This window comes from Gracilibacillus phocaeensis (assembly GCF_900626275.1).
Classification (GTDB): domain Bacteria; phylum Bacillota; class Bacilli; order Bacillales; family Amphibacillaceae; genus Gracilibacillus; species Gracilibacillus timonensis.
Genome location: NZ_LR131144.1, coordinates 875,125 through 901,505 on the forward strand (window position 1 = coordinate 875,125; position 26,381 = coordinate 901,505).

Consider the following 26,381-nt stretch of genomic DNA (forward strand, 5'->3'; position numbering starts at 1 on the left):
AGGAACTGGAATGAATAAAGCGCAACGTCAAATTAAGATTCGTGAAATTATTTCTGAACAAGAAATTGAAACCCAGGATGATCTAGTAGCGGCATTACAGAACCAAGGCTATGGAATAACACAGGCAACGATTTCACGCGATATCAAAGAGTTACATTTAGTGAAAGTTCCCGGGACAGATGGTAATTATAAATACAGCTTACCAGCAGATCAAAAGTTTAATCCCTTAAACAAGCTAAAGCGATTTATTATGGACGCTTTTATCAGCATTGATACGGTGACTCATTTTATTGTAATGAAGACCTTACCGGGTAATGCACAGGCAATGGGGGCGTTAATTGATAACTTAGGATGGGAAGAGATTGTTGGTTCTATTTGTGGCGACGATACCATCCTGATCATTTGTAAAACAACAGATGAGGCAATGGCATTAAAAGATAAATTCTTAGAGATGTTATAAAAGGTGTGGAAGCAGATGTTAACGGAATTATCAATCCGAAATTTTGCGATTATCGATGAATTATCTATTTCATTTAATAAAGGTCTAACCGTGTTAACCGGTGAAACAGGTGCTGGAAAGTCCATTGTTATTGATGCATTAGGGCTGTTAATTGGCGGTAGAGGTTCCGTAGAGTATGTCCGTCATGGCGAGAAAAAAGCGGAAATCGAAGGATTGTTTATCGTGGAAGATAACGATCATCCTGTATACCGCATGACCAAAGACTTTGGCTTTGAAATCAAAGAAGATCAGATGTTGGTCTTACATCGAACGATTTCTCATACTGGCAAAAGCATCTGTCGGATTAATGGGAAATTAACCACCTTAGCAATCCTAAAGGAAATCGGCCAATCTATCCTTGATATTCATAGTCAGCACGAAACGCAATCTTTACTTAATCAAGAGAAGCATATCGAATTGCTTGATCAATTTTTGCAAGCAGATCACCCCGCCTTTAAACAAGATTATCGACGTTTTTTTCAACAATGGAAAGACTTAAAGGCGAAATATGAAGCTAATAATAAGAACGAACGTGAATTGGCACAAAGAATCGATCTGTTAGAGTTTCAACTGAGAGAAATTCAAAATGCAGAGCTACAACCAAATGAAGATGAATCTCTAAGTGAAGAACGAAATCATCTTCATCACTTTGAACAGACACATCAAGCATTGAATGAGGCCTACAATGCACTGCATGGTGAACAAAGAGGGCTGGATTGGCTGTCACAAGCTTCCAATAACCTGGAAACGGCTGGTGAACATCATCAAGATATTCAAAAGCTACATCAAACGTATGTTGACCATTATTTTATGATTGAGGAATTGTCCTACCAAATCCGTCAATTTGTTGATTCGATGGATTATGATCCAGCCCGATTGGAATTGATTGAATCCAGACTCCATGAAATTGATCAGTTAAAGCGTAAATATGGACCAACTGTAGAAGAGATAATGACCTATAGTGCCAAAGTCGAAGAGGAACTGGAAGAAATCAGGAATCGTGATCAGCATCTCGCCAACCTGTCAGAAACACTGCAAGAGCTAGCCAGTGATCTGTTAATAGAGGCAAAAGAATTGCATGAGATAAGAAAAAAAGCAGCTTCTACACTAGAAGCTGCAGTGTTAGCAGAATTAAGGGATCTTTATTTAGAAAAGACGACCTTTCAAGTAGATTTATCAATCCCTACACGAGAAAATGGGTTGTTTTTTGAAGGGAAGCACATTCAGCCACATCATAATGGCTTTGATCAAGTTCATTTTCTGATCTCCACTAACCCCGGTGAGCCTGTTAAAGAATTAGCAAAGATTGCCTCAGGCGGTGAAATGTCCAGGATTATGCTTGCTTTAAAGAATATTTTTTCAAAGCATCAAGGGATTACCAGTGTGATTTTTGACGAGGTTGATACCGGTGTGAGTGGCAGGGTAGCACAAGCAATGGCTGAGAAGATTTACAATATTTCAAAAGGATCACAGGTTTTATGTATTACCCATTTACCGCAAGTCGCTTCTATCGCTGATACCCACATAAAAATTGAAAAACTTGTTGAGGATAATCGGACCCATACGACGGTTCAGACCTTAACTTTTGAGCAGCGAATCGAGGAAATTGGCAAAATGGTTACTGGAAATGAATTAACAGAAGCCTCTAAGACTCATGCCAAAGAATTGATTGAAATGAACCAACAAGCAAAATAACCTTCCTAAGCTTACTTTTTCCAAGGTGGAAATCTTCACCCGTTTTTGTTATGTTTAACGGGTTTAAAAAGCCCTCTTTACGGTCAAATTAAAGATACAGATTAATTATCTGGACCAACAAGGAGGGCGATTATGTGAAGAGAGGTTTCATGAGGAAAAGTACAGGATTAATACTCCTTGTCCTATTAATGGTACTCCCATGGTACACACCATTTCAGATATACCTTTCCATTCCCACGCATATTAAAACTTTTGCACAGTCAGAGATCATCAATCCAGATGAAACTGTTCAGGCTTCAGCAGAACAGAGAGTTCAATATGCCACGGATTTAATGGAGAATCAGATACAGGAGAGCGGGGAGCAAGAAATAGTCTATACCTTGAACAATATTCCTGTAAAAAAAGTAAATGTAGAAGCGTATGATGATTTTAAGGTGATTCCTGGAGGACATTCTGTTGGGATTAATCTGCAAACACAGGGGGTTTTGGTGGTTGGCCATCATTTAGTAACGACTAAAGAAGGAACCACATCCCCTGGAGAAGAAGCAGATATTCAAGTAGGGGACAATATAATTTCAATCGATGATAAAGAAATTGCAAGTATGCAGGAAGTGCAACCAATGGTTAAACAAGCAGGAGAAGAACAACAAACATTAGATGTTACTCTAAAACGAAATGACAAAGTGATGGAGACCGAATTAAAACCAACGTATGATGTAAAAGCAGAAGAATATCGGATAGGTATTTATATTCGAGATTCAGCCGCTGGAATTGGCACGATGACCTTTTATGATCCTCAATCCAAAAAGTATGGTGCTTTAGGGCACATTATTTCCGATATGGATACAAGAAAGCCAGTAGAGATAAATAATGGATCCATTGTTCGTTCCGAGATCACGGATATCAAAAAAGGAGAACATGGTGTACCTGGAGAAAAACAAGCGGATTTTATCTTGAAGGATTCCAATTTAGGTAATATTACAAAGAATTCGCCTTTTGGCATCTTCGGTACTTTAAATCAATCTCCGGTTGAGGGAGAATGGTCGAAGCCAATGTCGATTGCGCTCCCTAATGAGGTAGAAGAAGGGCCGGCCAAGATTCTAACCGTTATCGAAGGCGAGAAGATTGAAGCATTTGATGTGGAGATTGTCAATACACTTGATCAATCAGCGCCGGCTACTAAAGGGTTGATATTACAAATCACGGATAAGCGATTATTGGATTCAACAGGTGGTATTGTTCAAGGGATGAGTGGAAGTCCTATTATTCAAAATAATAAAATCATCGGTGCTGTTACGCATGTTTTCGTGAATGATCCAACCAGTGGTTACGGGGTACACATTGAGTGGATGCTGAGCGAAGCGGGTATCGATATCTATAAACAGGATAAGAAGGCAAGCTAAGCCTAATAAAGTCCGTTTCCATTAATAGCTGGAAGCGGGCTTTATTAGGTTTTGTTACAAGTAAGCATCATAATCATATCACAAGCTGTATGAACGTCCTCTGATCAAGAGCACCTATCTGAGAAATCTGAGAAATGACTATAGTTCATTTTCCAGAGCAGGTAAAACAGATCAACATTATCACATGGAACAGTTTGTTTGCAGCACCTGTCTTATTAGCAGTTGATACTTGATTTTCACTATTGAATCCGTTAACAAAATTTGTTATGCTTAAATAAAGATTTTTCGACAAACAGCATGTCGATAATTGACAGTAAGTTTTTTACAACAAAAGCAGGAATTCTCTTTGTTTTGTCGAAAATATTAGTTGATGACAAAATAATTTAGCAAGATCATAATTGAAGGAGGACTTTTTGTGGAAAAAACAAAGGTTATGTTAGTGGATGACAATCGCGAATTGGTGGAATTGATGGAAGAATACTTAGAATACCAAGAGGGGCTTGAGGTAGTAGGCAAGGCTTATAACGGTAAGGAATGCCTGGAAATATTGGAAGATATACAACCGGATGTGGTTGTTTTAGATATTATCATGCCCCATATCGATGGATTGGCGGTGTTGTCAAAGTTAAAGCAAAATGATGAGACAAAGCATATTAATGTCATTATGTTGACGGCATTCGGGCAAGAAGAAGTAACCAAAAAAGCAGTTAATCTAGGGGCATCTTATTTTATTTTAAAACCATTTGACTTAGAGTATCTGGCCGAACAAATTAAGCAGGTCCATGGTATACAAACATCTATACAGCACGAAACTGCGTCTTCTAGTCAATCGTCAAAAAAGAAATTCGATTTAGAGGCCAATATCACACATATTATTCATGAAATTGGAGTCCCTGCACATATTAAGGGATATATGTACTTACGCGAAGCCATTACAATGGTCTATAATGATATCGAACTGTTAGGATCGATTACCAAGGTACTCTATCCCGATATTGCTTCGAAATACAAAACAACTGCTTCACGAGTGGAACGTGCTATTCGTCATGCCATCGAGGTAGCGTGGAGCAGAGGGAATATGGATTCCATTTCTTCTTTGTTTGGTTATACAGTCAGCGTCTCCAAAGCAAAACCCACCAACTCCGAATTTATTGCGATGGTCGCTGATCGTCTCCGATTGGAACATCGAGCGAGTTAAGGTAGTGTGAGGTACGGAAGCTTTATTAAAATAAAAGCATTGATTAATTTGTTGACTTATAAAAGGTCAGAAAAACCGGGCATAATTCGCCCGGTCCTTTACCGACCACTCAAAGTAGCCACTGAACTGCTCGTTCATTCAAGGTCAAAATCATTCCAAGTCCTCTCATACCAAGGATTTTATACTTTCTTACAAAAAAACCGGGCGAAAACCAGCCCGGTCCTTTATTTTGCTATCCGAAATTAGATACTAACTGCCGATTCGTTCCATATAAAATAATTCCAATCCCTATTATATCAATGATTATAAACTTTCCTAATTTACAAAAAAGGGAAAGGGACACGAAATGGTCCCTTTCCCTTCCATCTAAGAATGTTATAGCCACGTTTTATGAGGCATGATCGGATTGTTCATGTTCATTAAGGTAAATCGAGCGAGCTGGAAAGGCTACTTCGACTCCTTCTTCTTTCAAGATATCCATGATTTTAAAATTAATTGCTTCTTTGATATCTAGATGTTCTTCCCAAGCGGTTGTTTTGGTAAAGAGATAGAACATAATATCTAAGCTGCTTTCATTATATTCGGAGAACTTTACAAAAATAGTCTCAGGATGGATATCCTCATTGTTTTTTAAGTAGGTTCTAATCTTGTCTAATACGTTATCCAGCTGTTCTTTCGATGTTTCATACGTGACCCCAAGTGTAAAGGAAATCTGTCGTTTACCCATTAAACTCCAATTAGTAATTGGCTCATTGGAAAGGGTAGCGTTTGGGATGGTCACTAATGAATCCTGAAAGGTACGAATGATTGTACTACGGAAATTGATATCCTCAACCGTACCTTCCACACTAGGTGTCATAATCCAATCCCCAATCGAAAATGGTTTTTCTGTAATAATCACCACTCCACCGAAAAGGTTTTTGATGACTTCTTGTGCCGCCAAAGCAAAGGCTAAACCACCTAACCCTAACCCAGCGACAAATCCGCTGACGTCATAACCGAATTCCTGGGCGATAATACTTAAAGCAATCGCAATGATAATAAAGCGAAGGGCTTTCGATAGGAACGGAAGTAATATTTGATCCACTTCAAAGTTTAGTGTTTCCCCGATCTTTTTGAAGAAAAGGGAAGAGCTTGAGCTTAAATTATAGAGCCACCAGGCAACCGCGATAATGACAGAAATACTGAGTAATTGTCCTACAAGCTCTGCCTTTTGACTGATAAATGGAAAGTAGGCTAACGCGATATAGATACCAATCACTACAAACAAGAAGCGTAATGGCTTCTCAAAAGCCTTAAGTGCAGCATTTAAGAATTCCGTTTTGCTATTATTGGTTAGTTTGACAAATAAATAAAAAACATACTTAATAAAAATCTTTCGAATGAGGAAAGCAACCAAAATGATGGCAATACTAATCCCCAGTTGTATATAGTCGTCCATCGTTATGTTTTCCCAAAATCTCCAATTCAAATAAATCCCTCCTGGTTTCGTTTCGACATGTTGCGGATTTTGATGTTTCTCCCTTTTCCCTTTTTTCCATTCGCACTCTATTATCTTTTACCTTGAATGATTGTACACTTTAACATACTATGCGACAGATTTCCAATCAACCGCTATAAAATTGCATAATAGTTCTCGTTATATAAGTTGAATGAATAATGTGAGCAAAGCCTTACTTGTCACACGTTTTATTATATTTATAAGTTCAACTTATATAATTAAAGTTTACATCTTAAAATCCGGATTTTTTGTCCTACATTATCAGATCATAGCATAATCAAAAATGCATTCGCAACCATTTACCAGAGAATAAGGAGTGAATTTTACGATCTCATGCATGAAGAATCGTTTAGCGTCGATATTCGACTGTATCTTTCGTGTTAGAGCACATTTTTGTTTAACATTTTGTCGTAAGATGTGATACTATTTTAGTGATATAAAATAATTATTGGAGAGGTTAGATACATGAAGGTAGCAAAGTTTGGAGGAAGTTCAGTAGCAAGCGCTGAACAATTACAGAAAGTAGCAAAGATTATCCAGGATGACAAAGATCGCAAAGTAGTGGTTGTTTCTGCTCCTGGAAAACGTTTTTCAGATGATGTGAAGGTAACCGACCTTCTTATTCAATTGGGGGATACTTATTTAAAGGATGAGCCTTATCAAGGACAATTGAAAGTAATCCTCGATCGTTTTCGAGAAATTACCACGGAATTAGGCATTTCAGAAACCATTATTGATGAAATAAAAACAGGAGTGGAACGAATTTTTGCTTCAGACGATAGTGTGGCCTTAAAAATGGACGCACTCAAGGCAACAGGGGAAGACTCCCTTGCCAAAGTATTGAGTGCCTACTTACAATCGCTTGGACTGAAGGCGACGTATTTAAATCCGCAAGAGGCAGGGATTTTGGTTAGTGATACACCTGGCAATGCCCAAATCTTATCGGAAAGTTACGATCTTTTATACCGATTGCGGGAACGGGATGAGATTGTTGTCATTCCAGGATTTTTTGGTTATTCAAAAACAGGTAAATTAGTCACTTTTTCACGAGGTGGATCCGATATCACTGGTTCCATCGTCGCGGCAGGTGTAAGGGCAGATTTGTATGAAAACTTTACCGATGTCGATTCCGTGTATTGTGTCAATCCGACGATTGTTGATCAGCCAAAGCAGATTACATCCTTAACCTATAAAGAAATGCGTGAACTTTCTTATGCTGGTTTTTCGGTGTTCCATGATGAAGCCTTGATTCCAGCGTTTAAAGCGGATATTCCTGTTTCTATTAAAAATACGAATAATCCTAAAGCGATGGGGACTATTATCGTTTCCAAAAAGGAACCACAGCCAAACCCTGTGGTAGGAATTGCAAGTGATACTGGTTTTATTAGTATATATGTCAGTAAATACTTAATGAACCGAGAACTTGGTTTTGGTCGGAAGCTATTAACGATTTTAGATGATGAAGATATCTCATTTGAGCATACACCATCTGGTATTGATGATATTTCCGTGATTATTCGTGAATCTCTATTAACAGAAGAAAAAGAAGCGCGGATTATTTCTCGCATCAAAGAGGAACTTGATCCCGACACAGTTACGGTGGAGCGTGACTTAGCATTGATTATGGTAGTTGGCGAAGGAATGGATAGCGGAATTGGTCTAGCTGATAAAGCAACCCATGCCTTCACCAAAGCTAATGTAAGTATCAAAATGATGAACCAAGGATCTTCTGAGGTATCGATGATGTTTGGCATTAAGTCAGATAAAGTGAATGAATCCGTAAAGGAACTGTATCATATTTTCTTTGAAGTCAATTAAAAATAACAGGTGCTCCTGCTTGATTAAGAGGAGTACCTGTTATTTTTTTCACCCTTGGTTAGCTTTCGTTTGCGGTCTCTATGTAGAATAAAGCCAGCGATAAATACAAGTCCGCCAACAAATAGACCTAATCCGGCAATAAACTGTATGACAATATGGAAAAAGAAAGGTGTTAATTCACCAAAGAATGCATCGCGCATTAATTTGATGCCATAGGTTGCTAAAATGGCAGGTAATACTAATATAAATAAAGCTATAATTCTCAACCGTTTTCCCCCTAATGTTATGGAAATACCTTCATTATAGCAAAAAAAAGAAAGAAAAGAAATCTCATATACCTTGCAATTGTTTGCAAGGTGTATTATCCTTTAGGTATGAAAAAACATGCAAGGTGTGATGAAAATAACTGCAAACATATTCTCCCGTTATCATGATGTATTAAATCAATTGACGATTGCTGTGGTAGTAACAGATAAGACTGGTGTGGTTATCTATACGAATCAAACCGCCTTAACAATGTTTGAACGAGCAAGTTTAAAAGATGTAAAACTAACAGAATTGTTGAAAGCCCCTTGCATAGAAGAAGTGAAACGAGTGCACCACCCACTGGACCGTCTGGATAGAATCAAGACGACCGGTCAGAAGGTGATTAATAACTACGCCCCTTTTTTAGACGAAAAGGGGAGACTGCAAGGAATTTTGTTAAGCATTGAGACAGCTAAGAGCTTTCAAGATCGAGAAAGGGCTATCCATGATACGGATTTAGAGAAAGAAATTTTCGAACAATTGTTGGTAAGCAGCCAACATGAATTTCGGGTGTTGTTAGCCGATCAACAAGTGTGGCTGACTAGTAAACATTGGGATGAAGTGATACGACAAGCCAGCCCATATATGATATCGCTGGCGAATCAACAAGCGACAGAAGTTCTAACATCCAGAAGAGAAAAAAAAGAAACTACTTTGCCAACAACAGCGGCTAAAACAGATAAGGTGCAGTTAATCAGCCGTCCCTTACAAAGAAACGGGAAATTATTAGGTTGTATGCAATATGTGCTAACAGATCCTTCGCATGAATGGAGAAGTGAACTGGAACTGGCAAAAAAAGTGATACGAAAAATAGAAAAAACAGAACAAATCAAGGATATTGCTGGTGAACATCATGTAGTCGAAATTGCTAGAGAGCAGGCAAGGTTGTATGCGAAGATGGATACAACCATCGTGATCCGGGGCGACAAAGGAACTGGGAAGAAGATGTTAGCGCGAGCTATCCATCAAGCGAGCCGCCAAGCCATACACCCGTTTATCATCCAGCATTTTTCCCAGATGGAAGATCATTCTGTTTCTAAATTAAAGGAAAACATGGAATTCGGCACCATTTATTTTCATATAGATGAGGGGCTTTCCAAACAAAAACAGATGCAGCTACTCCATTTTTTGCAGGAGCAGAAATCGGTACGGTGTATATTTGGCACAGAAAAGCTGCTTATACCTGAACTATGGCACGCTCCGTTATATGAATACCTCCAGTCTTATCAAATGATGTTGCCTGCCCTACAGGAACGGCTAGAGGACATGGAGACATTGGTGGAGGTATTCGTTCAGCAGATGAACCTGCAATTTGGTTTCACGATAAAATCAGTGGACCAGCAAGTATTGACATATTGGAAAGGGCTGAACTGGCCGGGTAATGTAGCACAATTACGACAAACCGTTGAACAAACGATCTGGAATCTGGACGTGAGTGATCATGTGATTACCGTCGATCACTTGCCGGGAGAGACATATAGCGCTCAACAGCTGCAACAAACAGAGCGGCCTTCCTTGCAAAACGCCATGGATCAATTCGAACAAAACTATATTTATGAAACATTAGAGGCGCATCACTTCAATAAGACACAAACAGCAAAGGCTTTAGGCGTGTCCGTACGTAACCTCTATTACAAAATGGATAAATATCAGATGGATCGAGGTGTTACATGAGTCATCACGTAACGAAACGAATATTAGTGATTAATCCGATGGTGGAATCCAATCAGATCGCATTATACGAGAATGAGGACTGTATCGTGGAAAAGTCACTCCCTATCAGCGAATTGGGCTTGCAACAGGAGATATTGTTGCAATTAGAGGAACGGAAACAATTGATTGTGGACTTTATGCAGGATATTGGCTTAAATGTGGCGACGATCGATGCGGTATGTGGAATAGGCGGATTGTTAAGACCAATTGAAGGTGGAACTTATCCAGTCAACGAACAGATGATTAAGGATCTAACCGAAGCTATTAACGGTAGCCACGTATCCAATCTGGGGGCACTACTGGCAGCTTCTATTGCTGCGGACTGGCATGTGTCCGCCTACATCGTCGATCCAGTTGTAGTCGATGAAATGATGGATATTGCCAAGAAAACAGGGATTGTTTCGATTGAACGTAGTAGCGTTTTTCATGCGCTTAATCAAAAATCAGCAGCCCGTTCACTAGCACAACGTTTGTATCTGCGTTATGAGGAAGCAAATTTTATTGTGGCCCATATGGGTGGAGGTGTAACCGTTGGTGCTCATCAATATGGTAAGGTGATTGATGTAAATAATGGATTTGATGGGGATGGCCCTTTTTCTTTTGAAAGGGCGGGCAGTATTCCTAATAAAGATTTAATTCATCTTTGTTGGGAAACCAATCAAACTAAAGAAGCGATTGAGCAGCAAATCATCTACCAGAGTGGTATAAAGTCGTATCTAGGTATCGAAAGAAAAAGCGATTTAGCCTTACTATGGAGAACCGATCAGCAGAAGGTGGAGCAAGTCTTCGAGATATTAGCTTATCAAGTAGCAAAAGAAATAGGTAAGATGAGCACCGTTCTGGCAGGGAACGTTAATGCGATTGTATTAACTGGTGATCTAGCTGAATATGATGAATTAAATAAGCAAATTACCAACCAAGTCAGCTGGATTGCAGACGTTTACCATTATCCAGGGGAGAATATTATGTTAGCCTTAGCTCAAGGGACACTTCGGGTACTACAAGGACAAGAAGAAGTCAAGCATTATCATAAATGAGAGGGATGTAATCAATGGCAATGAATTATGATTTAGTTGTTGTAGGTGGCGGTACCGGCGGCTATATAGCAGCTATCCATGCGGCACAGGCAGGACTGAAAACAGCGATTGTAGAAAAAGATAAACTAGGCGGAACATGTTTACATAAAGGCTGTATACCGACAAAAGCATTACTAAAAAGTGCCGCTGTTTATCAACAAGTAAAGCACGCAGAGACTTATGGAGTAGAAACAGGAGAAACCTCTTTCCATCTAGAAACGGCAATGAAGCGGAAAAATCAAGTAGTTGCCACCTTATATAATGGCGTTCAGCAGCTTATTAGCTCCCATAAGATTGATCTATATAACGGTTATGGACGTATCTTGGGACCATCCATTTTTTCTCCGATGGCTGGATCTATTTCGGTGGAGTATGAGGATGACAGAGAGAATGATATTCTAGTTCCCAAAAATGTACTGCTGGCAACCGGCTCTTCACCAAGTTCATTATCATTAGTAGAGGTTGACCACCATTTGATTGTCACCTCTGATGATTTAGTGCATCTGGAACAATTGCCTGAATCGATAGTCATTGTGGGAGGAGGAGTCATCGGGATCGAATGGGCCTCTTTTTTACATGATGTCGGAGTGGAGGTCTCGGTTATAGAGGCGCAAGAGCAAATCTTGCCAGGCTTTGATCAAGATATTGTGAAACAAGTGCGGCAAGATCTACAAAAGAAAGGCATTCATATTTATGAACAGACTTTATTGAAAAAAGTAGAGGCCGACCAAGACGTGACCGTTACCTACCAGCTGACAGACAAGCAGGAGAGCATATCTGCTGATAAGTTGCTGCTAGCCGTTGGAAGAAAAGCCAACACTCATAAGATAGGCGTTGAGAACACCGATATGGAGATGGATGCCCATGGCTTCATCCAAGTCAATAACCATTTTCAGACAAAAGAAGATCATATTTATGCAATTGGAGACATGATAGGTGGCAAGCAGCTTGCCCATGTCGCGACCTATGAAGGGAAGAAAGCTGTTGACCATATGATTGGTGTAAATAGCAGTTCACTCACCGAGCAAGAGATGCCATCTTGCGTTTACAGTAATCCTGAAATTGCCACAATCGGGTTGACCGAACAAGCAGTACAAGCTAAAGGACTGGATTATTCCGTGGCAAAGGTATCAGGGCTTGCGATTGGCAAGGCACATGTAAATGGTAATACGAATGGCTTCACCAAGATTATTACCGATAACAAGACGAATGATGTATTAGGAATTCATATGGTTGGCGATCAGGTAACCGAATTAATCGGCCAAGCTAGTACAGCCAAATATTTTGATAGCTCTGTGTTGGAACTGTCAGAGGTTATCTATCCACATCCATCTTTAAGTGAAATGATAGGAGAAGCTGCATTAGCAGCTGAGAGGAGGAATTAACATGGTTAATCAAACGGAAACAGTAGGACTAGATAAGGACACGTTGGTGGCAATGTATCGAGAAATGTTACTAGCAAGACGCATAGACGAGCGGATGTGGCTCTTGAATCGATCGGGAAGTATCCCATTTGTTGTTTCCTGTCAGGGACAAGAAGTATTGCAAATTGCCACTTCCTTTGCGTTGAATAAGGAGGAAGATCATATCTTACCTTATTATCGTGACCTAGGTGTGGTGTTGCATTTTGGCATGACTACCAGAGAAGTTTTTCTACAAGCTTACGGTAAGGCAGAAGATCCTAACTCAGGTGGTCGTCAAATGCCTGGTCACTATGGCCAGAAGAAAAATCGCATTATTACAGGATCTTCACCGGTAACGACACAAGTACCACATGCGGCAGGTTTTGCCCTTGCCTCGAAGATGGAGCGTAAATCAGCCGTTTCTTTTGTTACCTTAGGGGAAGGTTCTTCTAATCAAGGAGATTTCCACGAAGGATTAAACTTTGCAGCAGTTCATAAATTACCGATGATTGTCATGGTCGAGAATAATAAATATGCAATTAGCGTGCCATTAAGTAAACAGGTTGCCTGTGAGAACATTTCTGATCGAGCAGTCGGTTATGGTATACCTGGGGTGACCGTTGATGGGGATGACGCTTTAGAAGTGTACCGAGTGGTGAAGGAAGCACATGAGCGTGCCTTAAAAGGCGAGGGACCAACCTTGGTTGAAACTATTTCTTATCGACTCACTCCGCACTCAAGTGATGATGATGATATGACTTATCGAACCAAGGATGAAGTCAGTCAATACAAAACGACTGACGGTATTGCGCGATTCCGGGATATGTTAATCGAACAAGGCTATTTGACAGAAACAGAAGATCAAGCGATTGAAGCGGACTTAAAACAAGAGATTAATGAGGCTACAGAGTATGCCGAGCAAGCACCATATGCCGATGTGTCAACATTAACGGATCATGTTTATGGAGTAGGAGGGAAAGCATAGTGGCTGTCTTAAACTATATTCAAGCAGTGAATCAGGCTTTAAAAGAAGAGTTAGAACGAGACGAGAAAGTGTTTATTTTAGGAGAAGATGTCGGGAAGCGTGGTGGTGTTTTTCTAGCGACGGAGGGGTTATATGATCAGTTTGGTGAAGAACGGGTGATAGATACCCCGTTGGCAGAATCAGCCATTGCAGGTGTAGGTATTGGAGCTGCGATGTATGGTATGAGACCCGTTGCTGAGATGCAGTTTGCTGACTTTATTTTGCCGGCAGTGAATCAAATTATCTCTGAAGCGGCTAGGATTCGTTATCGTTCGAATAATGATTGGCATTGTCCGGTGACAATTAGGGCGCCTTATGGAGCGGGTGTTCATGGCGGTCTCTATCATTCCCAATCCATTGAAGCCATTTTTGCTAACCAGCCTGGATTGAAAGTAGTGATGCCTTCCAGTCCTTATGATGTGAAAGGATTATTAAAGGCTGCGATTCGCGATGAAGATCCTGTATTATTTTTAGAGCATAAACGGGCTTATCGTTTGTTGAAGGAAGAAGTACCAGAGGAAGATTATACGCTTCCGATTGGTAAGGCAGAGGTGAAAAGAAGCGGGGAGGATGTCACGGTCATTACCTACGGATTATGTGTGCACTTTGCAAAACAGGCCGCTGAAAAGCTGGAACAAGAGGGAATAAGCACGGAGATTCTTGATTTGCGCACCGTTTATCCAATAGATCAGCAAGCAATTATTGAAGCAGCGTCCAAGACTGGTAAGGTATTGCTCGTTACAGAGGATAATAAAGAAGGCAGTATCCTCGGAGAAGTCGCTGCCATTATTAGTGAGCATTGCTTATACGATTTAGACGCACCTATTACACGATTAGCAGGCCCTGATGTACCGGCAACATCGTTTGCACCGCCATTGGAGAAAGAATTCTTAATCAATGCGGATAAGGTAGAGCAGGCCATTCGTGACTTAGCGGAATTTTAAAGAGGAGTGAGAAACGTGACGATCCAGAGAATTAATATGCCTCAATTAGGCGAAAGTGTAACAGAAGGCACGATTAGCACTTGGCTTGTTCAAGTGGGTGATCAAATTGAGAAGTATGATCCCATTGCAGAAGTGATGACAGATAAGGTAAATGCCGAGGTACCTTCTTCTTTCTCCGGTACCATTACGGAGTTAATTGCAGAGGAAGGCGAGACAATAGAAGTAGGTCAGTTGATGTGTTACATAGAAGTGGAAGGTGAAGCAGAAGAAACCGCCTCTATGTCGGCTGCATCTGCAGAGAGTCAAGTAACAGTGGACACTGGTGATCATACGAATATGAAAAAACGCTATTCTCCTGTCGTGATGCGTTTGGCTCAGGAGCATAATATAGATTTAAATACCATAAATGGCACTGGAAAAGGTGGAAGAATCACGAGGAAAGATGTAGAGGCATGGATAGCAAGCGGAAAATCTGAGGTGAAAGAAACCAACCATTCAGAGCCGGTTTTAGACGCAACGATTGCAGAGCCAGAACCAGAGCCACAAGAAGACGCCATCGAGGAGTTCACACCTCCAATCATTAGAAGAAGAGCAGTGAAGGCAAATCCTGGAGATCGAGAGATACCCGTTACGGGTCTGAGAAAAACAATTGCTCAGAACATGGTACGGTCCAAAACGGAAATCCCGCATGCATGGATGATGATTGAGGTAGACGTCACCAACCTTGTGGCTTATCGTAATGCAGAAAAAGACAGCTTTAGAGAAAATGAAGGCTATAATTTATCCTATTTTGCTTTCTTTTTAAATGCCGTAGCTAAGGCATTGAAAAAATTCCCAGAGTTGAATAGCTGCTGGGCAGGGGATAAGATTATCCAGCGGAATGATATCAATCTTTCTATTGCAGTGGCTCATGAACATGAATTGTATGTACCCGTCATCAAAAATGTGGATGAGAAGAGCATTAAAGGGATTGCGAAAGAAATTGCGCAATTAGCCAAAAAGGCAAGGACGAACTCCTTAACACAAGAAGATATGGAAGGCGGAACCTTTACTGTTAATAATACGGGTTCATTCGGTTCCGTAGAATCAATGGGGGTTATTAATTATCCACAATCGGCTATCTTGCAAGTAGAATCGATTGTGAAGCGGCCAGTGATTATTGATGATATGTTTGCCGCACGTGATATGGTGAATCTGTGTCTATCATTAGATCATCGTGTGTTAGATGGTATTATCTGTGGCGCCTTTATGTCGCACGTAAAAGCAATCCTGGAGAACATCTCCAGCGATACAACACCAATTTATTAAGAACTTGCTGCATCAATGGTAGTTTATAATATAATGATTATTTTTTGCATGGCAAGCGCTCCGTCTAAATCCTACGGAGCGCTTTTTGACATGCCGCTAATTAGGTAATGGTCACAAACTTCCAAATGACGCCGTATAATAGAAGAAGCTCTACAAAAAAACATCAATACCTGCCCAGTCTTATATTACGCATTAAAAGTATATACTTTTTTCGTAAGCGATCAATAACCAAGTATCTATAAATGCAGCATCACCTCCTGTACACTTATGGTAAGACAAAGATACAGGAGGTTTTTCTATTTGATTGTTAATTTAAAGCAAGCGAAAGGGTTTTATATTGTATGTGGAAAAACAGACATGCGGTATGGGATTGATTCGTTGGCTTATACGGTGCAATCCCAATTCCATTTAGATCCTTTTCAAGAAGCGTTGTTTTTCTTTTGTGGAAACAAGCAGGATCGCTTCAAGATGCTGCATTGGGATGGAGAAGGTTTCTGGCTGTTATATAAACGGTTTGAAAATGGGCAATTAAAATGGCCTCGAACGACCAAAGAAGCCCGGGAACTGACCAGTCAACAAGTGGATTGGCTACTCCGTGGTTTTTCGATTGATCCACCGATACAAATCGCTTCTTCTCGCGCCTTTTATTAAATAAAGAGTGCTTTTATATCCCTTTTATGGTATAATATAGTTAGAAAATAAAAGGGAGAAACGCGTATGAGTCCCGAGGAGACATTACTAAAAATCAACGAAGCACAAGTGAAACAAATTGAACAATTAACAGCTCAGCTCGCTCAACAAGCGAATGAGCTGACATTGTTGCGGGAACAAGTCGCTTACCTCACCCAAAAAATCTTCGGTAAATCCAAAGAAACACTACCTCCTGATCATCAACTCACCTTCTTTGATGCAGCAGAAGCCCCTCCTATCGTGGAAGGGGAAATCGAGGAAGTTACCGTGAAACGAAAGAAAACGAAAGGCAGAAAAAAAACCATCTTAGACCAGTTTCCGGAGCATCCTGTTCACCATCAACTGGAGGGGGAAGCCTGTACCTGTCCCACGTGCAAGGGAACGCTGGACGCTATCGGGAGCTATGCCGTGCGAGAAGAAGTCATTTACCTTCCTGCCAAGCTTCAACGAAAGGTGCACTACCAACATGCTTATAAGTGCGCAACCTGTTCCAAGCAGGGACCAGAAGATAAGATTATCAAAGCACCAGTTCCCAAAGCGCCTATCGATAATAGCTTGGGTTCTGCTTCGATTATTGCCCAGTCCATTCATCAGAAATTTGAGTTAAAAGTACCTGCCTATCGTCAAGAAAAAGGTTGGCACCGCATTGGTTTACCTATTACGCGCCAACAAATTGCCAATTGGCATATACGAGTGTCGGATTATTATTTAGCCCCTTTTTATCAACTGTTGAAAGACACGCTACTTCAACAGCCGATGTTACATGCCGATGAAACAACGTATCGGGTATTGGAAAGTGATACCGTGAATACGCATTTTTGGACCTTTTTAAGCGCCAAATATAGTGAAAAGCCGATCACGCTCTATCATCACGATCCAAGTCGGGGAGCCCATGTCGCCCAAAGCTTCCTTGATACGTATAAAGGGTACATCCATTGTGATATGTGGAAAGCTTATCAAGCCCTTTCTAACGTAGAGTTGGTCGGGTGTTGGGCGCATGTTCGTCGCAAATTCATAGACGCGATGCCAAAGGATTGTCCCGCTGATGCGTTGAGTCGACAAGCAGCCGAGAGGTGTGACCAATTCTTCACGTATGAGCGCGCGTGGTCCAAACTATCCGATGAGGAAAGGCTGGAGAAACGCCAAACCATCTTGAAACCCAAAATGGATGCCTTTTTTGATTGGTTACGGGAACAAGATCCTTTATCCGGCAGCAAGTTAGGCGAAGCGATACAGTATGCTTTGACATACGAGTCCACGTTTCGCACGGTCTTGAAAGATGCGAAACTAGCGCTTGATAACAACCGAGCCGAACGGGCCATCAAACCCTTCGTGATGGGAAGAAAAAACTGGTTATTCAGCGCCACCTATGAAGGAGCGACAGCCGCTGCGATTATCATGAGTATCATCGAAACAGCGAAACAAAATAACCTCGTTCCCGAAAAATATATCATTTATTTACTCGAAGAACTTCCTAACCTTCCCACCTTAACCAATGAGGAAGATTTGAAGGCTTATTTGCCATGGCGTTCCCACGTCAAAGAACGTTGCCAGGAAAGAACGCTGCCAAAGCCACGAAACAAGAAATAAGGATAAATCTCCCCAACCCTTCTGTTCCTCTTTCTAGAACAGTTTATCGCAGGGTTGGGGATTTTTCTATACACTTGAGTATTGATCGCTTACCTTTTTTCTATCTTTTCCTATTTGATAAAAAAGCGATTCAAAGACTGTTTTAGAAACTTTCCCTTCCAAATCGCTATCTATGTGTGGTAAAATCAGGACGTTCCTATCTGTGATGTAACACAGTCAATAATTATGTTTTTATATCTTTTGGAATGGTGATGGGATGAAAAATAAAGCAAGATATATCTATGATATACTGATGATCAGTTTGGTTATTATAACGATATTAACCTTATGGGTCGATCACGAAGTAAATTCCATGGTGAATCTAGTAGTTTGGTTGGTTTTTTTAGTAGACTATCTGGTACGAATACTGACAGCGCCAAATAAATGGCAGTTTATTCAGAAGAACCCGTTTCTTCTATTGGCAGTAATACCGCTTGACCAATTTTTTCAGGTGGCCAGAATCGTACGGGTTATTTACTTGTTTCGGATCAAAACAATTACCAAGTACTATGTAACACCATACCTAAAGAATTTATCTTATGTGAAAAAAATATTATTAGGTTCAGTTGTTCCAATTATTGTCGTGATCAATGCTAGTGTTATTTGGCTGATGAACAACAGTTTGACAACATGGATAGAGTCATTGGTGGTAACAGCTAAGCATTTATTTGTGTTTGCTAATAGCTTGCAAACCGTTAATCATTTTCCAACGATCATTCTATTAACGCTGACATCCATTGTAGGTGTTATTATCCAAGGTCTTGTGCTTCAATGGCTTTTTGATCGAATGGCAGAACTTTGGAGTAAACGAAAAGAAGTTTTTCCATCATCCAATAAGGAGAGGTCCTAATGTTTTTAATTGAGACGTTTGTATATATTGGCACCATTGCCTTCGCTATATCAGGGTCATTACTGGCTATCAAAAAAGACTTGGATGTCTTTGGTGTGCTTCTGTTGGGTTTAACAACGGCATTAGCTGGAGGCGTGATACGTGATTTGATGATCGGGAATATACCTCCAACCAATCTGGCCGATCCTCAATATTTTTTAGTGAGTCTGTTGGCTAGTTTAGCTACAATTCTTTTTTATGAAAAACTGAATCGGTTTGAGCATGGGATCGCTTTTTTCGATGCGATTGGTTTAGGTGTTTTTACCGCAGTAGGTGCGAATGCGGCAATTAGTTTAGATTATTCCCAGCCTTTTCTGATTATTACAATGGGTTTGGTGACGGGAATAGGCGGCGGTGTCTTAAGAGATGTCTTTGTGCGCGAGATTCCACTGGTGTTTCGCAAAGAAATCTATGGTATCGCCTCGATTGCTGGTTCAGTCGTCCTTATCTGCACTTATGAATTCATTTCACTCACTGTAAGCCTATATTTATGCTTAATTATTACCTTGATTATTCGTATCCTTGCCTTAAAATGGCGTTGGAATGTACCTATTGTGCAAAAGAAAACAAATATATAATCATCGGCTGGATGTTATGCTAGGACTCCAGCCGCTTATTGGTAGAATATCCGCTGATAATGACACCAAGTGTTAGAATCGCGCTTAATAAAATAGTGACGATCCCAGTTTCTAGCTGAAAAAAATGATAAATGAAAGGTTCATGCACGATCATATCTACACCTGTATATACCAAAATGGCGGAACCAATATAAATGAGATAAGTAAAGCGTTGCATCAGCCAGACAATAAATTTTGCTCCGAAAATCATCAAAGGGATGCTAATAAGAACACCTAAGGCTAACAATGGAAGGTGTCCTTTAGCGGCACCAGCAATGGCTACTACATTATCAAGGCTCATCACAACATCTGCTAAGATAATGGTACCTACTGCCCCATAAATAGAAGGCGAGGAAGCTATTTTCTGGTTTTCATCTTCTTTTAAAATGATTTTGTATCCAATCCATATCAGTAGTAAACCTCCAATAAAATAAATAAAAGGATAACCTAACAGAAAAGTAATCCCGCTGGCAAATAGTATCCGTAACAAGATAGCGCCTGCCACACCCATTAGAATTGCCCTGTTCTGGTATTTCTTTGATAGGTTTTTGGTTGCCATCGCAATGATTAATGCATTATCACCCGACAGTACAATGTCAATAGCAATAATATGTAGTAAGCCCATCCAATCTATATGAAATAAATCCATCCTATCCCTCCTACACAAAGCTTGTTTCTTTCATCTTATGCTTGTCTCTTCTGAAAATATACCTGTTATCGTGATACCAATTTTGTAATAAAAAACCGGGCAAAACCCGCCCGGCGCTTTACGAATAACTAAAAATAGCCACTGAACTGTCGATAAGTTGGATTATGTAAAGTAAGTAGCCCACTTTCTGGAGTGGTAAGTTTGATCGTTTTATCTGTGCGAAGCAAGCGCTCCGGGAATATGCTGCGCTTTCCGTGCGACCGAGCAAGGTCTTTTCATTTAACAGGTGGAAATCCTGTTTGGTAAGGTGCGAACCACACCACCAATAGCGAGTTTTGGACGAAACGGGGCAACCCCAATCGTTAAGCGTAAACAGCAAGGTAATAGGCCTGAAAGTGATAGAGCCTCGTAAGCAGTGAACTAGGGAGGTCGACAGTGTGGAAAGACTGGAAGACCATATACGGTTGATCGCAAAATGGTAAGATGATCGTACTCCCTCGGGGTCTAAGAGCCAGGCATGTTATACAATGATGAGAAGGCAACTCGGGAGGTCCTGTTTGTTCTTTCTTCGTAAAGAAGCGAGTATGGGGATCCAAGCGATACAAAGTAAGGGAACCAAATGACAAGCAGGAAGTCGGACGATCGCATAGTACCGAAGAGGTCGGGCAATGCCGAAAGAGGGAAGGCGGTCGCTCTGACATCGCCCTAGTAAGGGACACATTTCCTACACACGGAGGTAGAAGTAGAGATGGAAACAAAACTTAAGAGGATAACAGAATTAGCGAAAGAAAACCCAAAGAGGAGATTCACCTCGCTCGCTCACCTATTGAACGAGGAGAATCTTCGGTGGTGTCATCACCAACTACCTGCGAAACGGGCAAGTGGGGTGAATGGCACAACGAAAGCGACGTATGGGGAACAGTTGAAAGAGAATATAGCGGATTTAGTCCAGCGAATGAAGCAGAAAAGCTATCGACCGCAGCCCGCGAGACGGACCTATATCCCAAAGGAACAAAGAGGGAAGTTTCGTCCGTTAGGGATACCGGAACACGAGGATAAAATCGTACAGAAAGGGATGGCGCCGATCTTAAACGCCATCTATGAACCAGATTTTCTGGACTGTTCGTTTGGCTTCCGTCCGCAACGAAACTGCCATGACGCTTTGAAGATACTCAACGTCTATATAGAAAAGCGAAAGACCAACTACGTGGTAGACGCCGATATCAAAGGATTCTTTGATAATGTAGACCATAAGTGGATGATGAAGTTCTTAGAACACCGAATCTCCGACCCCAGTTTTCTCCGATTAATTGCCCGATTCCTCAAGAGTGGGTATATGGAGCAGTTAACGCACTACCCAACGGAGAAAGGGACACCACAGGGCGGGTTGATTTCGCCCATTTTAGCGAATGTATACTTACATTACGTACTGGATTTATGGTTCGAACGGCGGGTGAAGAAAGCAAGTAAAGGGGAAGCCTACTTGGTTCGCTATGCCGATGATTTTGTCTGTTGTTTTCAGTATGAGGAAGACGCCCAGGCATTTTATGAAGCCCTACGAGAAAGGCTTCAGCAATTTGGACTGGAACTAGCCGAAGACAAGACCAAGATCCTGCCGTTTGGGCGATATGCGTATGAAAGAGAAAAGCGAAAAGGGAGAAAGAAACCATCCACTTTTGACTTTCTGGGTTTCACCCATTATTGCGGACAAAGCAAGACAGGCAAGTTCCGCGTCAAACGTAAAACAAGTAAGAAGAAAATGGGGAAGAAACTAAAAGAAAGCAAAGCGTGGCTAAGAACGCACCGTCATATGGATATGAAAGATATCGTAGAACGTCTGAGGCGCTCGCTACAAGGATATTATCAATACTACTGTATAACGGATAATATGGATAAAGTGAATGAATTCTACTTTGAGGTGGAGAACCAATTCTATAAATGGATGAACCGCCGAAGTCAGCGGAAATCCTTTGATTGGGAGAAGTTTCAATGTTTTCTCCGGAAATTTCCGTTACCGAAACCCTCCATCAAGGTAAACATCTATGAATTACGGTCCCATATTTCATACATTCTGTGAACGATGGAAGAGAGGAGCCGTGTGCGTTAATTGCGCTCGCACGGATCTGTGAGGGGGGAGAAGCACAATCCCATGAGGGAGAGGCTCTCCTCTACTCGACGTGGGGCCGGCTTCAGCTAACTTGCAAAAGAAGAGCACTTTTACAAGTGGATCTTCAGCTCGTCCTGGTCCCACAGGAGTCTCCGCATATTCCCTCCGCTAGATGGAGTACAACAATGGTTGTTACTGCAAGAAGGAAGCATTCTAGGTACCTAGACAATGTTGTAGCATAAGGAGAAGTCGTCAACTGATTCCATGGTATAAATATAAAAGTCATAACGTAGGATCGAATCGTTCTTAGAAAAAGGTTATGCGGTTTGCTTATTGGCAGAAATATAGTGTCTGGAACACTTCATCTTCGCAGCCATTCGATTGTAGTGCTACTACCCAGCGGAACCTATTTCCGGAGCGCTTCTCAGCACATAAAAAACGTTCAACATGATCACTTGGAGTAGCCTTTTACTTTACATAATCCATCTTATCGGTACTCCGGTTTATTCTAGGTCAGACCATATCAAATCCCCTTATATCAATGATTATCAATCTTCTTAGCTTATTAGAAAAACCGGGTTTAAACCTGTCCGATCCCTTACCGTCCAATTAATACTGCTGGCTTGTCTGTATCCGTAACCTGCAAGATGATCTGATGGATATTTTAGCAATCATAATCAAAAGAAGTCGCATATCAGTAAAGCTAGCTGATTGAAAAAAACGCTGATTCTTGTTACTATTTTAATTATAAACAATGAAGAGAGGAAAGTGAGACAATGGATTTTAATTTATATATGGGTGATGTAGCCGAATCTGCAAGAAAAGAGATCAGAGATGCTGGTTTTACGGAATTAATGACATCAGAGGAAGTGAAGGATTCTTTAGAAAAGCAAGGAACAACATTGGTAATGGTGAACTCCACTTGTGGTTGTGCTGGAGGCGTAGCTAGACCCGCTGCCGCAAGCGCTATTCATTATGACAAGCGTCCGAACCAATTGGTAACTGTTTTTGCTGGTCAAGATCGAGAAGCAACAGAGACAGCCCGCCAATACTTTGAAGGATATGCCCCTTCCTCTCCATCGTTTGCTTTATTAAAGGATGGTAAGATTGTCAAAATGGTAGAACGTCATGAAATTGAGGGACATAGTCCAGTTGAGGTTGTCACTAAGCTGCAACAACTATTTGAAGACAACTGTGATGAATTGTAAATAAGATTCAAAATGCTGAAAGTGTTGTAAAGTTACTTAATAGAGCGGACAAGTTTAGGCTTGTCCGCTCTATTATGGAATAAAAAAGGTGCTGTTTCATTAGCCATTGTGAGAATATGTGATCAGACGGCACCGTAGATTCAATCTGGGTAAGCCATGGTCTTAGTTGATAAACATCGCTAACCCGGTAGTGAATACAGATAGTACCATGGCCACAATCATAATATATATAACCAGCCTAATGCGTCTTTGTCGCTTAGATGCCACTATAAATCCTCCTTTAGTAATTGAGCTTTTTGAACATCCTTTGAAATCGTGTAAAATAGAGGTATGTTCCCATCCTAATCATAGTTTTTATTTTACATCGAATAGCGAACGGGGACAAGGGAATAGTTGTGAAAATAACAAGAAAACATAATAAAAAGGAGTTCATATGATGATTAATCGAGAAAGAGTTGTGGAGCAGTTTCTGACGTTAGTACAGATTAATTCAGAAACTACTAAAGAAAGACAAATTGCTGACTATTTAATTGAAAAATTCCAAGATCTAGGGTTGAAGGTAGAAGAGGATGCAACAGCAGAAATCACTGGACATCAAGCTGGTAATATCATAGCAACATTAAAAGGAAATAACACTAATAAACCATCCATTTATTTTACCGCCCATATGGATACCGTTGTGCCCGGCAATGATGTAAAACCGGTTATTCGTGAAGAAACGATCTATTCTGATGGAACAACCATTCTAGGTGCAGATGACAAGGCAGGTATCACTGCCATTATAGAACTTATTCATCAATTGAAAGAGCAGCCAACAACACACGGAGATATCTCATTTGTGATTATGAGCGGAGAGGAATCGAGCTTAGCGGGATCCCGTCAATTTGATACAAGTCGATTGACGGCTGATTATGGCTATGCTTTAGATAGTGATGGCGATATTGGCACGATTATCGTGGGAGCACCGGCTCAAATAAGGCTAACGGCACTTATTAAAGGGAAAGCAGCGCATGCTGGTGTTCAACCGGAAAAAGGGGTTTCGGCCATCAGCATAGCGGCTAAAGCAGTTACACAAATGCCTTTGGGGCGAATTGATCAAGAAACAACGGCTAACATTGGCAGCTTTGAAGGCAAAGGACCGACCAACGTCGTTTGTGAGGAAGTACAATTAATTGCGGAAGCCAGATCATTGAAGGAAGACAAGTTAACCAAGCAGGTGGAAGCGATGGAACGTGCCTTAAAACAAACAGCGGAGCGAATGGGAGGAGAGGCAGAAGTTACTTTGGAAAAACTATATCCAAATTATAACTTCACAGAAACGGATCAAGTCGTTGACGTAGCGACACAGGCAATAAAAAACATGAATAAAACGACCAAGCTGACCGTCAGTGGCGGTGGAAGTGATGCCAATAATATGTCAGGCAAAGGAATACCAACCGTCAATCTTGCGGTAGGATATCGGCATATTCATACAAAAGCAGAAAATATCGATATAGATGATCTTACAGAAGTACCCTTGTTAATGTATCATATTGTTAAAGAAGCGGTAAAATGAGTTCCAATCATCCAGGATACCCCAAGAATGGTCGTGTAATTCTGCATGTGGATATGAATAGCTTTTATGCGTCGGTAGAGATTGCAGACGATCCTTCTTTAAAAGGGAAGCCATTAGCCATCGCAGGTAATCCCGATGAACGAAAAGGGATTATAGTAACGAGCAGTTATGAGGCAAGAAAAAAAGGAGTCAAAACGACGATGACGTTGTGGGAAGCGAAGAAATTGTGTCCTCAACTGATAGTTAGACGACCAAAGCATGAGCGATATCGCGAGGTTTCTGGTGAGATTTTTCGTATACTAGAGGATTATGCAACCTTTGTTGAACCGGTATCGATTGATGAAGCGTTTCTGGATATTACAGATAGCTACGATCTAGGACATCCGGTTGAGATAGCCGAGGCTATTCAACAACATATTGCCAATGACCTCTCGTTACCCTGCAGCATTGGCATTGCCCCCAATAAATTTTTGGCAAAGATGGCCTCTGATATGAAGAAACCAAATGGGATCACCATATTAAGAAAGCGTGATATTGTTGCTAAACTGTGGCCGTTACCGATTGAAGAAATGTATGGGATTGGTCGTAAGACAGCGGCAAAATTAAACAAATATGATATTTTCACCATTGAAGATTTAGTCGAGTCTGATACCGTACTGTTAAAAGGGATTCTGGGAATCAATGGGGAACGATTAAAAACACGGGCGTTGGGGGAAGATCCAAGGCCGGTAGACCCTGAAAAAGCGGCCAGCTTCAAAAGTATTGGAAGCTCGCAAACCTTTCCGCATGATATTGTGGATTACGACGAATTACGGGGACAATTACGTTATTTAGCTGACAAGGTGGAGAAACGTTTAAAACGTAAAAAAGCAGTCGGAGACAGTGTGCAGCTTACGATTCGTTATAATGATCGCAAGACAATCACAAGAAGAATCAAGTTGAAGGATTATATTGAAACGGCTGATGAGCTCTTTGCTTATGCGGAACAATTATTGGAGCAGCATTGGAATAGTGAACCAGTCCGTTTGCTGGGGGTCACCATACAAAACGCAGTGAAAAAAGAAGGGATGACCTATCAGCTTGATTTATTTCAATACTTGAATGAAAGGGAAAAACAAGAGGATCAGTAAACGAACGGATCTTCTTGTT

At 40.9% G+C, this 26,381-nt stretch carries 23 protein-coding genes; 19 read left to right on the plus strand and 4 right to left on the minus strand.

Annotated elements, in window-relative coordinates:
* Positions 1–10 precede the first annotated feature (10 nt).
* The 4 genes from ahrC (at position 11) to spo0A (ending at position 4,795) form a co-directional block, all read left to right on the plus strand.
* Positions 11–460, plus strand: coding sequence for a transcriptional regulator AhrC/ArgR (ahrC, locus tag E0E32_RS12020; protein ID WP_066193051.1), 450 nt, complete (start codon positions 11–13; stop codon positions 458–460).
* A 15-nt stretch (positions 461–475) separates the two neighbouring features.
* Positions 476–2,194 carry a DNA repair protein RecN gene (gene recN, locus E0E32_RS12025; protein WP_066193052.1) on the plus strand — a complete coding sequence of 573 codons (1,719 nt, stop codon included), beginning with the start codon at positions 476–478 and terminating at the stop codon, positions 2,192–2,194.
* A gap of 149 nt (positions 2,195–2,343) precedes the next feature.
* Complete coding sequence (gene spoIVB, locus E0E32_RS12030; protein WP_066196454.1) at positions 2,344–3,597, plus strand: SpoIVB peptidase; 1,254 nt, start codon at positions 2,344–2,346, stop codon at positions 3,595–3,597.
* Between the two features lie 415 nt (positions 3,598–4,012).
* Entirely contained in the window at positions 4,013–4,795 is a 783-nt protein-coding gene (gene spo0A / locus E0E32_RS12035; protein ID WP_066193054.1) for a sporulation transcription factor Spo0A, read from the plus strand.
* 388 nt (positions 4,796–5,183) lie between these two features.
* On the opposite strand, the gene E0E32_RS12040 is transcribed toward spo0A, so the two are convergent.
* Positions 5,184–6,266 (minus strand): mechanosensitive ion channel family protein, encoded by a 1,083-nt coding sequence (locus E0E32_RS12040; protein ID WP_286171896.1) that lies wholly within the window; start codon positions 6,264–6,266, stop codon positions 5,184–5,186.
* A 495-nt stretch (positions 6,267–6,761) separates the two neighbouring features.
* On the opposite strand from E0E32_RS12040, the gene E0E32_RS12045 reads away from it, so the two are divergent.
* The gene (locus E0E32_RS12045) at positions 6,762–8,114 is read left to right on the plus strand and encodes an aspartate kinase (RefSeq protein WP_130859844.1); all 1,353 of its coding nucleotides are present in this window, start codon (positions 6,762–6,764) and stop codon (positions 8,112–8,114) included.
* A 23-nt stretch (positions 8,115–8,137) separates the two neighbouring features.
* Here E0E32_RS12045 and E0E32_RS12050 read toward each other — a convergent pair whose 3' ends face one another.
* Positions 8,138–8,380, minus strand: a complete 243-nt coding sequence (locus tag E0E32_RS12050) for a DUF2627 domain-containing protein (RefSeq protein WP_066193058.1) — start codon at positions 8,378–8,380, stop codon at positions 8,138–8,140.
* Between the two features lie 130 nt (positions 8,381–8,510).
* On the opposite strand from E0E32_RS12050, the gene E0E32_RS12055 reads away from it, so the two are divergent.
* The 10 genes from E0E32_RS12055 (at position 8,511) to E0E32_RS12100 (ending at position 19,674) form a co-directional block, all read left to right on the plus strand.
* A complete protein-coding gene (locus E0E32_RS12055) occupies positions 8,511–10,094 on the plus strand; it encodes an AAA-type ATPase lid domain-containing protein (protein WP_161485717.1) in 1,584 nt (527 codons plus the stop codon).
* Positions 10,091–11,170, plus strand: coding sequence for a butyrate kinase (gene buk, locus E0E32_RS12060; RefSeq protein WP_066193062.1), 1,080 nt, complete (start codon positions 10,091–10,093; stop codon positions 11,168–11,170). The genes E0E32_RS12055 and buk overlap by 4 nt, the downstream gene beginning before the upstream one ends.
* A gap of 14 nt (positions 11,171–11,184) precedes the next feature.
* Entirely contained in the window at positions 11,185–12,594 is a 1,410-nt protein-coding gene (gene lpdA, locus E0E32_RS12065) for a dihydrolipoyl dehydrogenase (protein ID WP_130859845.1), read from the plus strand.
* A 1-nt stretch (position 12,595) separates the two neighbouring features.
* Entirely contained in the window at positions 12,596–13,597 is a 1,002-nt protein-coding gene (locus tag E0E32_RS12070; protein ID WP_130859846.1) for a thiamine pyrophosphate-dependent dehydrogenase E1 component subunit alpha, read from the plus strand.
* Positions 13,597–14,580 (plus strand): alpha-ketoacid dehydrogenase subunit beta, encoded by a 984-nt coding sequence (locus E0E32_RS12075; protein WP_066193067.1) that lies wholly within the window; start codon positions 13,597–13,599, stop codon positions 14,578–14,580. Before E0E32_RS12070 ends, E0E32_RS12075 begins: the two co-directional genes overlap by 1 nt.
* Positions 14,581–14,616: 36 nt before the next feature.
* Positions 14,617–15,888 carry a dihydrolipoamide acetyltransferase family protein gene (locus E0E32_RS12080; RefSeq protein ID WP_434059217.1) on the plus strand — a complete coding sequence of 424 codons (1,272 nt, stop codon included), beginning with the start codon at positions 14,617–14,619 and terminating at the stop codon, positions 15,886–15,888.
* 300 nt (positions 15,889–16,188) lie between these two features.
* The gene (tnpB, locus tag E0E32_RS12085; RefSeq protein ID WP_205410304.1) at positions 16,189–16,539 is read left to right on the plus strand and encodes an IS66 family insertion sequence element accessory protein TnpB; all 351 of its coding nucleotides are present in this window, start codon (positions 16,189–16,191) and stop codon (positions 16,537–16,539) included.
* A gap of 66 nt (positions 16,540–16,605) precedes the next feature.
* Positions 16,606–18,168: an IS66 family transposase gene (gene tnpC / locus E0E32_RS12090; protein WP_286171898.1), complete on the plus strand. Its 1,563-nt coding sequence runs from the start codon at positions 16,606–16,608 to the stop codon at positions 18,166–18,168.
* Positions 18,169–18,424: 256 nt separating this feature from the next.
* Entirely contained in the window at positions 18,425–19,057 is a 633-nt protein-coding gene (locus E0E32_RS12095; RefSeq protein WP_066193071.1) for a transporter, read from the plus strand.
* Positions 19,057–19,674, plus strand: coding sequence for a trimeric intracellular cation channel family protein (locus tag E0E32_RS12100; RefSeq protein ID WP_066193073.1), 618 nt, complete (start codon positions 19,057–19,059; stop codon positions 19,672–19,674). Before E0E32_RS12095 ends, E0E32_RS12100 begins: the two co-directional genes overlap by 1 nt.
* 19 nt (positions 19,675–19,693) lie before the next feature.
* Here E0E32_RS12100 and E0E32_RS12105 read toward each other — a convergent pair whose 3' ends face one another.
* The gene (locus E0E32_RS12105) at positions 19,694–20,362 is read right to left on the minus strand and encodes a TerC family protein (protein WP_066193074.1); all 669 of its coding nucleotides are present in this window, start codon (positions 20,360–20,362) and stop codon (positions 19,694–19,696) included.
* A gap of 748 nt (positions 20,363–21,110) precedes the next feature.
* Between E0E32_RS12105 and ltrA the strand changes: the two genes are divergently transcribed.
* Together ltrA and E0E32_RS12115 are read left to right on the plus strand one after the other, a co-directional pair.
* On the plus strand, positions 21,111–22,439 hold the full coding sequence (ltrA, locus tag E0E32_RS12110) for a group II intron reverse transcriptase/maturase (protein ID WP_130859849.1): 1,329 nt from the start codon (positions 21,111–21,113) through the stop codon (positions 22,437–22,439).
* Positions 22,440–23,245: 806 nt separating this feature from the next.
* Positions 23,246–23,677 carry a BrxA/BrxB family bacilliredoxin gene (locus E0E32_RS12115; protein ID WP_066193075.1) on the plus strand — a complete coding sequence of 144 codons (432 nt, stop codon included), beginning with the start codon at positions 23,246–23,248 and terminating at the stop codon, positions 23,675–23,677.
* 162 nt (positions 23,678–23,839) lie between these two features.
* On the opposite strand, the gene prli42 is transcribed toward E0E32_RS12115, so the two are convergent.
* A complete protein-coding gene (prli42, locus tag E0E32_RS22260) occupies positions 23,840–23,944 on the minus strand; it encodes a stressosome-associated protein Prli42 (protein WP_149867529.1) in 105 nt (34 codons plus the stop codon).
* 169 nt (positions 23,945–24,113) lie between these two features.
* Between prli42 and E0E32_RS12120 the strand changes: the two genes are divergently transcribed.
* The gene (locus E0E32_RS12120; RefSeq protein ID WP_130860194.1) at positions 24,114–25,232 is read left to right on the plus strand and encodes a M20/M25/M40 family metallo-hydrolase; all 1,119 of its coding nucleotides are present in this window, start codon (positions 24,114–24,116) and stop codon (positions 25,230–25,232) included.
* Positions 25,229–26,362, plus strand: a complete 1,134-nt coding sequence (locus tag E0E32_RS12125; RefSeq protein ID WP_130859850.1) for a DNA polymerase IV — start codon at positions 25,229–25,231, stop codon at positions 26,360–26,362. Before E0E32_RS12120 ends, E0E32_RS12125 begins: the two co-directional genes overlap by 4 nt.
* Positions 26,363–26,381 lie beyond the last annotated feature (19 nt).